Genomic DNA, 13,207 nt, shown 5'->3' with positions numbered 1-13,207 from the left:
AGATGTAGACGATCCGAGCGAGGACACAGGATCCGCGAGATGGTGATGCGCCGTTCCCTCTCGCAGCGACGAGCTGCGCTGGAACAAGAATGGTCCCAATGGATACCCTCCGGAGCACCACAGGGTGATTCCGTGCTGCGTCGCGAAGTCGCGCAATCGTGGCTACGGTCGTTGCGCACCGTCGATCCCACACGCGAGCAGGCACCCCTCGTCGACGCCGACGTGAATGCCCGCTGGGCCGACTCTCCGCTGCGCACGCCGGTAGCCGAGCTCAGCGACCACCTGCGCGGTATCACCGAAGACGCGGGCTATGTCGCGGCGATCACCGACGAGACGGGCACCATCCTGTGGTCGTGCGGCGGCCCGCTCATGCGCCGTCGCGCCGAGAAGCTGAACTTTGCGCCGGGCGGCCGGTGGGACGAGGCGCACATGGGCACGAACGCGCTGTCGTTGGCGTTGCGCACCGATCGGCCCCATACCGTGTTCTCCGCGGAGCATTTGGTGGCGGCCCTACACGGGTGGGTGTGTTACTGCGTACCGATCCGGGACGCGGACGGTCGTCGACTCGGCGTCCTCGACCTGTCCACCACATGGGACCGCGCCCATCCACTGGCGATGTCCACCGCCCGCGCTTTGGCCACCGCTATAGAGACCGCGCTGCGCCACCAGGCACCCACACCACCGGGAGTCCGCCTGACCTGTCTGGGTAGTGGCCGGCTGACCCGCGGCGGCACGCCGGTACGGCTGCGCCCCAGGCAACTGGAGATCCTGTCACTGCTGGCGCTCGAACCCGAGGGATACACCCATGAGCGCCTACATTTCGCGGTATATGGGGATCGACCGGTCGGCGCGAGCACCCTCAAGTCCGAGATGTCGCATCTGCGACGTGCGACCGGTACTGACATCACCAGCCGGGTCTACCGACTGACCAGCCCGCTGACCTGCGACGCGGTCGAAGTGCTCGCCGCACTCGAAGCCGGCGACACCACCACGGCCGTCGAGCTGTATCGCGGGCCGCTGCTACCCGAGTCGCAGACGCCCGGGATCGCCCAGTGGCGCGACTACCTGGAGGTCGGGGTACGCACTGCGGTGCTGAGCAGCGGGTCGGCCGAGCATGCGCTTCGATTCGGTGAACGAGTCCCGCACGACGCCGAGATCCACGAACACGCGCTGACCCTTTTGCCGCCAGGCGACGGTCGGCGCTCACTTGCCATGGCCCGGCTGCACAGCGCGCTGCGGAGCTGAACTCTACCCAGGTGTTTCCCATTCGATGCGCGCTGCGACGCACTCCTCAATGTTTCATCAACCTTGACCGTGCATAGTGACCTGTATCACGGCTGAGTCGCCGTGTATTACCACCCGCAACCAGCGAGGAGTCACCCGCCATGCGCTACGCAAAGCCCGGAACCGAGGGCAGCGTCGTCGAGTTCGCTGCACGTTACGAGAACTTCATCGGCGGCGAATGGACCGCCCCGGTCGAGGGGCGCTACTTCGAGAATCCCTCCCCGGTGGACGGTCGGACCTTCTGCGAAGTGGCACGATCCTCGGCCGCCGACATCGACCTCGCGTTGGACGCCGCACACCGTGCGGCCGATTCGTGGGGCGCCACCTCGACTACCGAGCGAGCCAATGTCCTCAACAAGATCGCCGACCGGATCGAGGACAATCTCGAAATGCTGGCCGTGGCCGAGACCTGGGAGAACGGGAAGCCGGTCCGAGAGACGCTGGCGGCAGATCTGCCGCTGGCAATCGATCACTTCCGGTACTTCGCCGGGGCCATCCGCGCCCAGGAAGGCGGCATCAGCGAGATCGACGGGGATACTGTCGCCTACCACTTCCATGAACCGCTCGGGGTGGTCGGTCAGATCATCCCGTGGAATTTTCCCATCCTGATGGCGGCCTGGAAGGTCGCGCCGGCGCTGGCTGCAGGCAATGCCGTGGTCCTCAAACCAGCGGAGCAAACTCCGGCATCGGTATTGAAAGTGGCCGAACTGATAGCGGACCTGTTGCCACCCGGCGTGCTCAATGTGGTGAACGGCTTCGGCGTCGAAGCAGGCAAACCTCTGGCTTCCAGCCCGCGGGTAGCCAAGGTCGCCTTCACCGGTGAGACCACAACCGGCAGACTGATCATGCAGTACGCGAGCGAGAACATCATTCCGGTCACGCTGGAATTGGGCGGTAAGAGTCCGAACATCTTCCTGCCCGACATCGTGTCGGCCGACGACGCCTTCTTGGACAAGGCAGTCGAGGGATTCGTGATGTTCGCACTCAATCAGGGCGAGGTGTGCACTGCACCGTCGCGCGCGCTGATCCATTCGTCGATCTATGACGAGTTCATCGCCAGATGCATCGAGCGAACCAAGGCGATCACCAGTGGAGATCCGCTGGACGACGCCACCATGATCGGCGCGCAGGCCAGCAACGACCAGTACGAGAAGATCATGTCCTACATCGACATCGGACGCCGCGAAGGTGCGCAGGTGCTCGTAGGCGGTGGTCCGCGCAAAGTCCAGGAATACCCCGACGGCAACTACGTGGAACCGACGATCTTCCGCGGCCACAACGACATGCGGATATTCCAGGAGGAGATCTTTGGGCCGGTGCTCGCGGTGACCACCTTCGACTCCACCAACGAGGCGCTGGAAATCGCCAACGACACGCTCTACGGCTTGGGCGCTGGGGTGTGGACCCGAGATGTCAATACCGCCTACCGGCTCGGCCGGCAGATCAAAGCCGGCCGGGTCTGGACCAACTGCTATCACACCTACCCCGCGCACGCAGCCTTCGGCGGCTACAAGAAGTCCGGTATCGGCCGCGAGAACCACCGCATGATGCTCGACCACTATCAGCAGACCAAGAACCTGCTGGTCAGCTACTCCCCGAATGCTCAGGGATTCTTCTGATGCCCGATCCCGTCTGCCGTGTCGACATCACCGATGGCGCGACGGACCTCCTGCGCAGGCTGATTGCGCAGCACGGTCCGGTCATGTTCCATCAGTCCGGCGGCTGCTGCGACGGCAGTGCACCGATGTGCTATCCGCGCGGCGAATTTCGGGTCGGCGCGTCGGATGTGCTGCTGGGATGCCTCGATGCGGACACCCCGTTCTGGATGAGCGCCGACCAGTACGAGTACTGGCGTCACACCCACCTCACCGTTGATGTCGTCCGGGGTCGGGGCAGCGGGTTTTCTCTGGAGGCTCCAGAAGGCGTGCGATTTCTGACTCGCTCACGGCTGCTGGCCGACGACGAGTTGGCGGTACTCGACCAGAACCCGCCACGAACCGGGGCGGACCCGCCATGACCCAGCGACGTCCGGACCTGCCGGGCAGTGGTCTATCCTGCCGTCATGGCCACTGCCGAGTGCAGCGGCCATGTGGTCGGCACAGCGCAGCGCGCCACGAATCCGTCGCCACCTGACGACTATCGGTCAGGTGGCGACCTCTGGCCGATCGTGAGATTCGGCCAACGGTGAGGTGCGGCAGGTGGACAGCGTGGAATGGGTCGAGCGGGGAGCATCGATCGCCGACCGTCTGACGACGACCCAAGCACCACCGCCGGCATGGCTGGTGGCCGCGGTCGCGATGGTGGCCCTGTTGCTCGTGGGATCCACCACGATATGGCGAGCCACTCGCCATATCGTCACCATCGCGCATGAAGGTGGGCATGCGCTGGCTGCATTGGCGACCGGCAGGAAGCTCAACAGGATCCACGTGCATTCGGATTCGTCCGGCCTGACGGTGTCGAGCGGAAGACCCTCTGGGTTGGGGATGATCCTGACGACGATGGCCGGCTACCCGGCGCCGCCGTTGCTGGGTCTCGGTTTCGCCGCCTTGTTGGGCGCCGATCGCATCACGCTGATGCTCTGGACCGTCGTCGCGCTACTCGCGGCGCTGTTGATCAAGATCAGAAATATACACGGTGTCGTGTCCGTACTCGCTCTCGGTGCGGCGGTCTTCGGCGTCTCCTGGTTCGGATCGGATACGCTGCAGGCCGGTTTCGCCTACCTGGGGACCTGGTTTCTGTTGTTCGCCGGGGCACGTCCGGTGGTCGAGTTGCAGCGCACGCGGTCCCGGCAACGTTCCCGGTACGGCGAGATCGACTCCGATGCCGATCAACTCGCTCGACTCACCCGATTGCCGGGGCTGCTGTGGGTCGTCGTGTTCGGCGCGATTGCGACGGGTTCGCTCCTACTCGGTTCGATGCTACTGATCAGCGGCATCGTCGGGAACTGTTGGCCGAACGCATCCTTCAGCTGCGGCGCGACACCGCGTTGACACCCGGACGGTCGATGCCAGCCCGAAGTGGGCACCGGTGAACAGCGCGACCGGCCCGGTAGGCACCATGGTCCCATGAGATTGCGCATTTTCACCGAGCCACAGCAGGGAGCGACCTACGACACCTTGCTGACCGTCGCCAAAGCCAGCGAAGACCTGGGCTTCGACGCGTTCTTCCGCTCGGACCACTATCTGGCCATGGGAGATGTCGATGGCTTGCCCGGACCCACGGACGCCTGGATCACACTGGCCGGGTTGGCGCGGGAAACCAGCCGGATTCGGTTGGGCACTCTGGTCACTGCTGCCACGTTCCGGCTGCCCGGACCGCTGGCCATCCAGGTGGCCCAGGTGGACCAGATGTCCGGCGGACGCGTGGAGTTGGGCCTGGGCACCGGTTGGTTCGCCTCGGAGCACACCGCGTATGGCATCCCCTATCCAGCGGACAAGTTCGCCCGGTTCGAAGAGCAGTTGGCGATAATTACCGGGCTCTGGTCCACCGAACCCGGCTCCACGTTCAGCTACGACGGCAAGCACTACCAACTCGTCGACTCGCCTGCACTGGCCAAACCGAAGCAGGACCGGCTGCCGTTGCTGATCGGCGGCTTCGGCCCTACCCGCACGCCGCGGCTCGCCGCCCAGTATGCGGACGAGTTCAATATCCCGTTCGCATCGGTCGAGGACAGCGCGCGGCGATTCGAAATAGTGCGCGCCGCCGCGACGGCGCGCGGCCGAGCAGCCGACGATCTGACCTACTCCAACACTCTCGTGGTGTGTGTCGGCGCCACGGATGCCGACGTCGCGCGGCGAGCCGCGGCAATCGGGCGCGACGTGGAGAACCTGAAAGTCGATGGATTGGCCGGATCTCCGGCCGAGGTGGTGGACAAGATCGGCAGGTATGCCGAGATCGGCGCCGGCCGCATCTATCTGCAGGTGCTGGACCTGAGCGATCTCGACCATCTCGAGCTGATCGCTACGCAGGTGCAATCGCAGGTGTGAGTCTCGCCGGATGGGTCGTTCAACGACGGCCCACCCGCTGGGCTCGCCGATTCATAACAGCCGATACGAAATGGAGTGACGACCGACACGTAATCTATATATTGTGCACCATATAGTTTTCCTCTACATTATTTCTCGTGACCGATCATCTCACCGTCGATGCGCAGCTGTGCTTCAAGCTCTACACGGCGTCCCGGGCGATGACTGCGGCCTACCGCCCGAAACTGGAGCGACTCGGGCTCACCTACCCGCAGTACTTGGTGATGCTGAGCCTGTGGGAGCGTGACAACCGCAGCGTGGGCGACGTCTGCCAAGCACTGGAGCTGGACTCCGGGACGATCTCCCCACTCTTGAAACGGCTGGAGGCAGCCGGGCTGATCGAGCGACGACGGGCCGCGACCGACGAACGTCGCGTCGACATCCGCCTCACCGAACAGGGACGCGCCCTGCGCGCCGAAGCGAGCTGCATCCCCACCGAGATGTTCGATGCCTTCGCCTTGCCCCCCGATGAGCTGCGAATGCTCCACGACACCCTGCCACGATTGACCAGATCACTGATGTCCCACATCACCGAAGGAGAGTAAAGTGCAGATCCTCTACACCGCCGAGGCATTGTCCACCGGCGACGGGCGCAACGGATCCACGCGCACGTCCGATGGCAAGATCGACCTGAGCCTGTCCATTCCCAAAGAAATGGGCGGCCCCGGCACCGGTACCAACCCCGAGCAGCTGTTCGCCGCGGGCTACGCGGCGTGCTTCCATTCGGCGCTGCGACTGGTCGGCACACAGGAACGAGCCAACATCGACGACTCGGCGGTTGGCGCGAAGGTGGGTATCGGGTCGAACGACGCCGGCGGCTACGGTCTGACGGTTACGCTGGAAGTGTCGCTTCCTCATCTGTCCCGAGAGGATGCGCAGACGCTCGCCGACAAGGCACACCAGGTGTGCCCGTACTCCAATGCGACCCGCGGCAATATCGATGTGGAGGTTCTCGTCGCCGCGGACTGATCACCAAGGAGCGGATATGCGTGCCGTAGTCTACGAAAAGTTCGGCGAACCAGAGAATGTGCTCACCATCGAAGAGCGACCCATTCCGGAGCCGGGCCCAGGTGAGGTACGGCTCGCATTGATGCTGTCCCCGGTGCATCACCATGATCTGGCGATCGTGCGCGGTCTCTATGGCTACAAACCGGCGCTGCCCGCCATCCCAGGCACCGAAGCCCTCGCGCGGGTCGACGCGCTCGGCCCAGGTGTCAGCCACTTGGCGGTCGGCGACCGTGTGGCGGTGTACAAGGATCAGTTCGTCTGGGCGGAGTACTTCCTTGCTCCAGCGCAGACGGCCATTGCGTTGCCGGATGCCGTGCCCGACGAAATCGCAGCTCAAGTGTGTATCCTGCCGGCGACCGTGCACGTGTTGCTCGAAGACCTCGGCCTACACCGCGGACAATGGCTGGCAATCAACGCCGCCAACGGAGCGGTCGGCAGACTGGTCAACTTCCTCGCTCGGCAACGGGGTCTGCGGGTCTTGAATCTGGTCCGCTCGTCCGCCTCGGTCGCCGCACTGAACGAACTCGGCTTCAGCCCAGCGCTCGACACCGAAAGCGAAGGCTGGCTCGATCGGGTCGAGGCGCTCACTCACGGTGCGCCGATCACCCGGGCCATCGACCAGATCGGCGGTAGGGCCATCGGCGACGAATTGGCACTGCTGACCAAGGGAGGCGAGTTGATCTCCATGGGTAACCTGGCGGGCGAGCCGATGCAGCTCAATACGGGCACACTCATTTTCAAAGAAGCCCTGCTCAAAGGTTACTGGGCGCGCAGGCGGCTGGAATCGCTCTCGACGGCTGAGTTCGTGCGCCTGTTGAGCGACTCCATCGAGCTCACCACCCGGGGCGAGGTACCGATCGGTATCGAAGCCACCTACCCGTTGGAGTCCGCGGCCGAGGCCGCTGTCGCCACCGAGGCCCGTGGACGCAATGGCAAGATCGCACTGCGCGTCTGACCCTCCTCGTGCGCGGCAGTCGCCGTCTTCCCAGAAATACCGCTCGAACCTGCGCCACCCCGAATCGGCCATCGCATCGAACGACGCCAGTGGGTGTGCTTGGACGGTTATCCTAGAGGTATCGCTTCCTCGTCTGTTCCGTGAGGATGCGCCGGCACTCGCCGACAAGGCGCACCAGGTGTGCCCGTATTCCAACGCGACCCGCGGCAATATCGATGTGGAGGTTCTCGACGCCGCAGACTGATCACCAAGGAGCGGATATGCGTGCCGTCGTCTACGAAAAGTTCGGCGAACCAGGGGACGTGCTGACCATCGAGGAGCGCCCCATTCCGGAGCCGGGGCCAGGTGAGGTACGACTCGCATTGATACTCTCCCCGGTGCATCACCATGATCTGGAGATCGTGCGCGGCCTCTACGGATACAAGCCGCCGCTGCCCGCCACCCCCGGCACCGAAGCCGTCGCGCGGGTCGACGCGCTCGGCCCAGGTGTCAGCCACTTGGCGGTCGGCGACCGAGTGACGGTGTACAAGGATCAGAACATCTGGGCCGAGTACTTCCTGGCTCCTGCGCGGGTGGCCGTACCCTTGCCCGATACCGTGTCCGACGAAGTCGCGTGCCAGCTCTACGTCATGCCGGCGACCGCGTACGTGTTGCTCGAAAGTGTGGCTCTACGACCTGGACAGTGGCTGGCGATCAATGCTGCCAACGGCGCGCTCGGCAGACTGGTCAACTTCCTCGCTCGGCGACGAGGTCTGCGGGTGCTGAGCCTGGTGCGCGGAACTGCCGCGGTCACAGCGCTGAACGAACTGGGCTTCGATCCAGCGCTCGACACCGAAAGCGAAGGCTGGCTCGATCAGATCGAGGCGGTCACCCAGGGTGCGCCGATCACGCGGGCCATCGACCAGCTCGGCGGTAAGGCCACCGGCGACGAACTGACGCTGCTGGCCAAAGAAGGCAGGCTGATCTCGTTGGGTGACCTGGCAGGCGAATCGATGCAGCTCGATACCGACACACTCATCTTCAAACGAGCCGTGATCGAAGGATACTGGGCGCGAAGCCGGATCGACTTGGTCCCAGATATGCAGTTCATGCGCGTGTTCGGCGACTTGATCAAACTCGCTGCGCAAGGCGTGGTGCCGATCGACATCGAAGCCGCCTACCCGTTGGAGTCCGCGGCCGAGGCTGCCATCGCCACCGAAACCCGCGGACGCAATGCCAAGGTCGGGCTGCGGGCTTAAATCGAGGTGCGAGCCCACGTCGGGTGGCCGTCCTCGAGCACGGCCATCGCCGCGTTGTGCCCGGGAATACCGCTGACCCCTCCACCCCGAATCGCCCCGGCCCCGCACAGGAATATGTTGCGATGATCGGTCGACACCCCCCACCGCGTCGCAGGATCGGTCGGGTCTGCCTCATTCGGGAGGTACGGAAATGCCAGCTCTCGGTGGAAGATGTGCCCACCGGGCAGGCCGAGTTCGCGCTCGAGGTCCGGCGGAGTCAGCGCTTCCATGCAGGGCGCGCCATTCTCATCGACCGCCAGGCAGTCGGTGATCGGCTCCGCCAGAACCGAATCCAGGTGCGCAAGAGTAGCATTCACCATGCCTGTCTTCGCGCCCTCCGGATCCACAGCGAACAAGTCTGCGTGCGCATGCAGACCGAACAGCGTCAGTGTGTGCATACCACGAGTGGCCGAGTCGGACGCCACGATCGTCGGGTCGGTGAGCGTGTGACAGTAGATCTCCGCGGGCGGCACAGATGGTATACGGCCCATCGCAGCTTCACGGTAGGCACGGTCGAGTTGGGTGTAGGACTCACCGAGGTGGAAGGTTCCGCTGAAGGCCTCGCGTGGACCGACATGGAGATCGTGCAGCCGTGGCAACCGGCGCAGCAACATATTCACCTTCAACTGCGCACCCGCCGGCTTCCGCGGTGTCGAATCGCCCAACAACTCGGCGAGCACAAACGGGGCGGCATTCACCAGCACGTGGCGCGCACCGACCCTACCCTCGCAGAATTCGACTTCCGCCGTAGTGTCGTCGGTGTCGATCTTGGTAACCTCGCAGGCAGTGATGATCTCCGCACCCGCCGACCTCGCCGCCACGGCCAGGGTATCGGTGAGCGCTCCCATCCCACCGACCGGTACTTCCCACTGCCCGGTGCCCCCGCCGATCACGTGATACAGAAAGCAGCGATTCTGCCGTAGCGACGGATCGTGTGCCCGAGTGAACGTGCCGATCAATGCGTCGGTGAGGACCACGCCGCGGACCGTGTCGTCGATGAACGTCGATTCGATCGTCTCGCCCAGCGGCCGCTCGAAGACCCCCTCCCACAGAGCTTGGTCCGCGACGATCGTCCGCAGCTCGTCTCTGGACGGCAGTGGCCGAGTCAAGCTAGGAAACACCCGGCGCGCCATCCGCCCGATCGCGCCATAGAACCCTTGCCAAGCGCGGAATTCGCGCTGCGAACCGGTGAACCGGGCAAAGCTCGCCTCGGTCCGCGCGTGCGCCGAGGAGACGAGCAGACCCTGCTCACCGACAGGCGTGTACGACGAAACCGATCGGCGGGCGGTCACGAACCGCAACCCCAGATCGTTCACGATCGATCGGGGCAACAGACTCACCAGATACGAGTAGCGCGACAACCGCGCATCGAAACCCGCGAATACCCGCGCCGACACCGCAGCTCCCCCAATGCGCGGTTGCCGCTCGAACAGCAGAACCGACCGACCGGCCCTCGCCAAGTACGCGGCGGCTACCAAACCGTTGTGGCCTCCACCGACGATCACCACATCGTAAGAGGAACGAACTGGCTTCATCCGTTCTCGATAGCACATTTCTCGTCACAGCGGCCGGGTTGGTATCGGGCACTCACGCATATCCATTCGTTCATTGTCAGATGGTCTCTGGGCTCCCTATCGTCGAGGTGCGGCTATGGACGATCACAGCTCAGGACAACGGCTGGTCGGAGTCGGAAGGAGCGAAAGCGAATGAATCTGGAGAAGGTTGCCGCATTGGGGGTGGTCGAGCAGCGTGAGTTATTGGCTCGAGGAGCCATTACGGCGCAGCAGCTCGTGGAGTCGACCGTGGACCGCATCGAGGCGGCAGCCGACCTGGGCGCCTTCGTTCGCGTACTGCGAGCAGAAGCCAAGGCAGCAGCCAGTGAACGCGACCGGGAGCGCGCCGCGGGCGGCGACCTCGGCCCCTTGCACGGCATTCCGATCGCTGTGAAGGACGAGTACGACGTCGCGGGCGTGGTAACCACCTTCGGCACCCGAGCGAACTCGACGCCGGCGGCGGCGGACGCCGAGATGGTACGCAGGCTGCGCGCCGCCGGGGCGATCATCATCGGGAAGACGGCAATGCCGGAATTCGGGCAGTGGCCGTTCACCGAGTCCACCACCTTCGGGATGACACACAACCCATGGGACCACGCGCGTTCCCCTGGCGGCTCCAGCGGCGGCTCGGCGGCCGCAGTGGCGGCCGGGTTGGTTCCTGCGGCGCTCGGCGGCGACGGCGGTGGCTCGATCCGGATTCCGGCGGCCTGCTGTGGAGTCTTCGGGCTCAAACCGCAACGTGGGCGCGTACCGCTCGCCCCGCATCGGCATCTGTGGTGGGCGCTGGGAGTTGCCGGACCACTCACTCGCAGCGTGCTGGACTCGGCGCTCATCTACGACGTCATTCGCGGCGCCACTCCCACCGACCGATTCCGTGCACCGGAACCGACGATGTCGTTCGAAGCAGCTGCCCGTGGACCGGTCCGACCGCTACGGATCGGCTACAGCACGAAGGCTCCTCTGCCGCTGGTGAAACCCGATCCGATCCACACGCGAGCCGTCCACGACACCGCAAAACTTCTGCGGGGGCTGGGGCATACGGTGATGGAAGTCGACCCCGACTATCCAGTCACGGCGCACGCTTTCCTTCCGCAGGTCTATGGCGGAATCCGTGCCGAGCTTCCCGCCGTGGATCACCCCGAACTACTCGAACGTCGAACCAGGCAATCACTCGCGGTCGGCGCCTGGGCGCGGGGTCCGGTCATCGAATGGGCCATACGACGGGGAGAAGCGTCGAGATCCAAGGTCGAGCAGATCTTCGCCGAGTGCGATCTGCTGCTCACCCCCACCACGGCCGGACGCCCACCGCTGTTGGGGGCGCTCGACGGGACCAACACCCTGGGCGCCATGCGGGTCTCGATTCCGATGGCCGCATATACCGCGTTGTGGAACGTCACCGGTCATCCGGCGGCCGCCCTGCCAGCAGGTGTCGGAGAGGACGGACTCCCTTTGTCGGTACAAATTGTCGGGCCGACCAACGGTGAGACAACGATTCTGTCGGTTGCCGCGCAAATCGAGCAAGCCCGCCCATTCCCTCATCCAGGTCGATGACTCCGTTCGTCGGCACACCAGCCCGACCAGCGTTCGACGTCGATGGCGATAACCGGTCCCGGCGGCGGCTGATGCCGATACGCCGGATATCGAGCGGCCAGGCGTTGTTTCGCCAAGTCCGCCTCGGCGGCACCGGCAATGCGCGCGTCGCCATCGGCTCGAACCCACCACAGGTTGCTCCAGTCGTCGTCATACCGATCGGCAAGCACCGTAACCGCTGGATTGGCTGCGATATTGGCCAGGCGGCGTAGCGCCGTGGTCGTCTTCGGTTTGCTGTCGACTGCGGTATAGATCACCTCGGTGACGACAGCGAACACGACGGGAACCAGATGTGGGCGGGCAGCAGCCGACACCGTGGCCAATCGCGCGACCGGACTGGCAGTGAATCGCCGGTAGGCCTCCCCGGTGCTGAGCCGCATACAGGCCTCCTCGACGCCGCCAGGCGGGCAAATCAGGGAACGAGCCCGCTCTTTCCCCTATGCAACCGGACATTTGCCATGAAATCACAGCGATCGATCACAGCCACGCTACGGTCGAGTGCATGTATGACCCCTCGACAGGCGATACTGCCAGAAGGAAGGCGGTCGTGGACATCGATATCCCAAACCGGCTGAATCTTGCGTTCGAGATGTGGGAACGCGCGCACGGCCGCCCGCTGGACGACGACACCGTCGCGTCCTGGTTGACCGCCGCCGGATACGAGCTTTCGCCCCACTATGTGGCGCAAGTCCGGCAGGGGGAGATCACGACGCTCCCGGAGCCTGCCCGTGCCGGACTTGCGCAGGTTTTCGGCTTGGACCCCGGCTATTTCGGCTTCGACCCAGGCCCTGACCAGACGGCGGACGCCGAAGTGATTGCGCATCTGGACAATTCCGCACTGCGTCGGCTCGGACAAGCCGTCGATGGGGTCTCGCTGCGGACATTGCTCTATCTGGAGTCCGTCGCCGACGTCCTCCGTCAAGCCGATGGACTGCCGCCTCGCGAACAAACCGCACAGCTGTAACCGGCGCAGACACCCGCGTCGAGCCTGAAGATCACATTGCTGTCCGATCGAATCAGCTCAGTACAGTGGGGCGGTGATTCGCACCGCCGCATTGGCCCACATCAAAGATCGTCGGCTCCTCCAGGCACGATCGATCGGCAAGGACGTGTTCTACATGGCCGGCGGGAAAATCGACCCTGGTGAAACGCCTGAGGCCGCGCTGCGTCGTGAAGTGCGGGAAGAACTGGGTGTCGGCGTCATTTCACTCGACGAACTCGGAGTATTTCATTCCGAGGCGTATGGGCACACCCCCGGGACCCGGCTGCATATGACCTGCTTTACCGCCGAACTCGATGAACAACCGCACCCAGCCAGTGAAATCGCTGAACTCCGATACTTCAGCGGCGGTGAATATGCCGCCATGGATCACGTCGCTCCCGGATCGCTGATGGTGTTCCGGACTTTACACGACCTCGGCGTGATCGACTGGTGAGCACAGGGGGTCGCACTGGACCAGCGCATCGAACCAACGTCCCGGACCTGCGCCGCCCCCAGCCACGCTGCTCGGGGCG

At 64.5% G+C, this 13,207-nt stretch carries 14 protein-coding genes and 1 pseudogene; 13 read left to right on the top strand and 2 right to left on the bottom strand.

Translation table 11 applies throughout. From position 1 onward, the window contains the following. Positions 1–39: 39 nt before the first annotated feature. From K940_RS0116285 to K940_RS0116240, 10 genes and pseudogenes are all read left to right on the top strand, one after another. Complete coding sequence (locus K940_RS0116285; RefSeq protein ID WP_028478418.1) at positions 40–1,245, top strand: GAF domain-containing protein; 1,206 nt, start codon at positions 40–42, stop codon at positions 1,243–1,245. Positions 1,246–1,385: 140 nt separating this feature from the next. Continuing rightward, positions 1,386–2,903, top strand: a complete 1,518-nt coding sequence (locus K940_RS0116280) for an aldehyde dehydrogenase family protein (protein WP_028478417.1) — start codon at positions 1,386–1,388, stop codon at positions 2,901–2,903. After that, positions 2,903–3,301, top strand: a complete 399-nt coding sequence (locus tag K940_RS0116275; protein ID WP_028478416.1) for a DUF779 domain-containing protein — start codon at positions 2,903–2,905, stop codon at positions 3,299–3,301. The genes K940_RS0116280 and K940_RS0116275 overlap by 1 nt, the downstream gene beginning before the upstream one ends. Positions 3,302–3,482: 181 nt before the next feature. After that, positions 3,483–4,274, top strand: coding sequence for a M50 family metallopeptidase (locus tag K940_RS0116265; protein WP_051407262.1), 792 nt, complete (start codon positions 3,483–3,485; stop codon positions 4,272–4,274). Between the two features lie 75 nt (positions 4,275–4,349). Continuing rightward, positions 4,350–5,270, top strand: a complete 921-nt coding sequence (locus K940_RS0116260) for an LLM class F420-dependent oxidoreductase (protein ID WP_028478414.1) — start codon at positions 4,350–4,352, stop codon at positions 5,268–5,270. 137 nt (positions 5,271–5,407) lie between these two features. After that, positions 5,408–5,854: a MarR family winged helix-turn-helix transcriptional regulator gene (locus K940_RS0116255; RefSeq protein ID WP_028478413.1), complete on the top strand. Its 447-nt coding sequence runs from the start codon at positions 5,408–5,410 to the stop codon at positions 5,852–5,854. A gap of 1 nt (position 5,855) precedes the next feature. Next, positions 5,856–6,278 carry an organic hydroperoxide resistance protein gene (locus K940_RS0116250; RefSeq protein ID WP_028478412.1) on the top strand — a complete coding sequence of 141 codons (423 nt, stop codon included), beginning with the start codon at positions 5,856–5,858 and terminating at the stop codon, positions 6,276–6,278. A 16-nt stretch (positions 6,279–6,294) separates the two neighbouring features. Beyond that, the gene (locus K940_RS0116245; protein WP_028478411.1) at positions 6,295–7,272 is read left to right on the top strand and encodes a zinc-binding dehydrogenase; all 978 of its coding nucleotides are present in this window, start codon (positions 6,295–6,297) and stop codon (positions 7,270–7,272) included. A gap of 70 nt (positions 7,273–7,342) precedes the next feature. After that, positions 7,343–7,516: pseudogene (locus K940_RS33645) on the top strand (organic hydroperoxide resistance protein); the annotation flags it as partial. A gap of 16 nt (positions 7,517–7,532) precedes the next feature. Further along, positions 7,533–8,510, top strand: coding sequence for a zinc-binding dehydrogenase (locus tag K940_RS0116240; RefSeq protein WP_028478410.1), 978 nt, complete (start codon positions 7,533–7,535; stop codon positions 8,508–8,510). On the opposite strand, the gene K940_RS28625 is transcribed toward K940_RS0116240, so the two are convergent. Beyond that, the gene (locus K940_RS28625) at positions 8,507–10,084 is read right to left on the bottom strand and encodes an NAD(P)/FAD-dependent oxidoreductase (protein WP_036528853.1); all 1,578 of its coding nucleotides are present in this window, start codon (positions 10,082–10,084) and stop codon (positions 8,507–8,509) included. The genes K940_RS0116240 and K940_RS28625 overlap by 4 nt on opposite strands. Before the next feature lie 171 nt (positions 10,085–10,255). Between K940_RS28625 and K940_RS0116230 the strand changes: the two genes are divergently transcribed. Further along, complete coding sequence (locus K940_RS0116230; RefSeq protein WP_036528850.1) at positions 10,256–11,653, top strand: amidase; 1,398 nt, start codon at positions 10,256–10,258, stop codon at positions 11,651–11,653. Here K940_RS0116230 and K940_RS0116225 read toward each other — a convergent pair. After that, positions 11,638–12,072, bottom strand: coding sequence for a TIGR03668 family PPOX class F420-dependent oxidoreductase (locus K940_RS0116225; RefSeq protein WP_028478408.1), 435 nt, complete (start codon positions 12,070–12,072; stop codon positions 11,638–11,640). The two genes, K940_RS0116230 and K940_RS0116225, sit on opposite strands and share 16 nt — an antisense overlap. Positions 12,073–12,239: 167 nt before the next feature. On the opposite strand from K940_RS0116225, the gene K940_RS0116220 reads away from it, so the two are divergent. Both K940_RS0116220 and K940_RS0116215 read left to right on the top strand, forming a co-directional pair. Then, a complete protein-coding gene (locus K940_RS0116220) occupies positions 12,240–12,656 on the top strand; it encodes a hypothetical protein (RefSeq protein WP_155980915.1) in 417 nt (138 codons plus the stop codon). Positions 12,657–12,729: 73 nt separating this feature from the next. Beyond that, positions 12,730–13,128, top strand: coding sequence for an NUDIX domain-containing protein (locus K940_RS0116215; RefSeq protein WP_028478406.1), 399 nt, complete (start codon positions 12,730–12,732; stop codon positions 13,126–13,128). Positions 13,129–13,207: the final 79 nt, after the last annotated feature.

Origin of the sequence: Nocardia sp. CNY236 (genome assembly GCF_000482385.1) — a bacterium.
Lineage (GTDB): Bacteria > Actinomycetota > Actinomycetes > Mycobacteriales > Mycobacteriaceae > Nocardia.
Note: the sequence above shows the minus strand (reverse complement) of the source record. Positions and strands in the feature narration are given on the sequence as shown.

Bases quoted from the DNA above. Each gene is read 5' to 3' on its own strand.
- K940_RS0116275 (WP_028478416.1), top strand. From the start codon at position 2,903: ATGCCCGATCCCGTCTGCCGTGTCGACATCACCGATGGCGCGACGGAC.
- K940_RS0116225 (WP_028478408.1), bottom strand. From the start codon at position 12,072: ATGCGGCTCAGCACCGGGGAGGCCTACCGGCGATTCACTGCCAGTCCG.
- K940_RS0116280 (WP_028478417.1), top strand. From the start codon at position 1,386: ATGCGCTACGCAAAGCCCGGAACCGAGGGCAGCGTCGTCGAGTTCGCT.
- K940_RS28625 (WP_036528853.1), bottom strand. From the start codon at position 10,084: ATGAAGCCAGTTCGTTCCTCTTACGATGTGGTGATCGTCGGTGGAGGC.
- K940_RS0116285 (WP_028478418.1), top strand. From the start codon at position 40: ATGGTGATGCGCCGTTCCCTCTCGCAGCGACGAGCTGCGCTGGAACAA.
- K940_RS0116230 (WP_036528850.1), top strand. From the start codon at position 10,256: ATGAATCTGGAGAAGGTTGCCGCATTGGGGGTGGTCGAGCAGCGTGAG.
- K940_RS0116240 (WP_028478410.1), top strand. From the start codon at position 7,533: ATGCGTGCCGTCGTCTACGAAAAGTTCGGCGAACCAGGGGACGTGCTG.
- K940_RS0116260 (WP_028478414.1), top strand. From the start codon at position 4,350: ATGAGATTGCGCATTTTCACCGAGCCACAGCAGGGAGCGACCTACGAC.
- K940_RS0116245 (WP_028478411.1), top strand. From the start codon at position 6,295: ATGCGTGCCGTAGTCTACGAAAAGTTCGGCGAACCAGAGAATGTGCTC.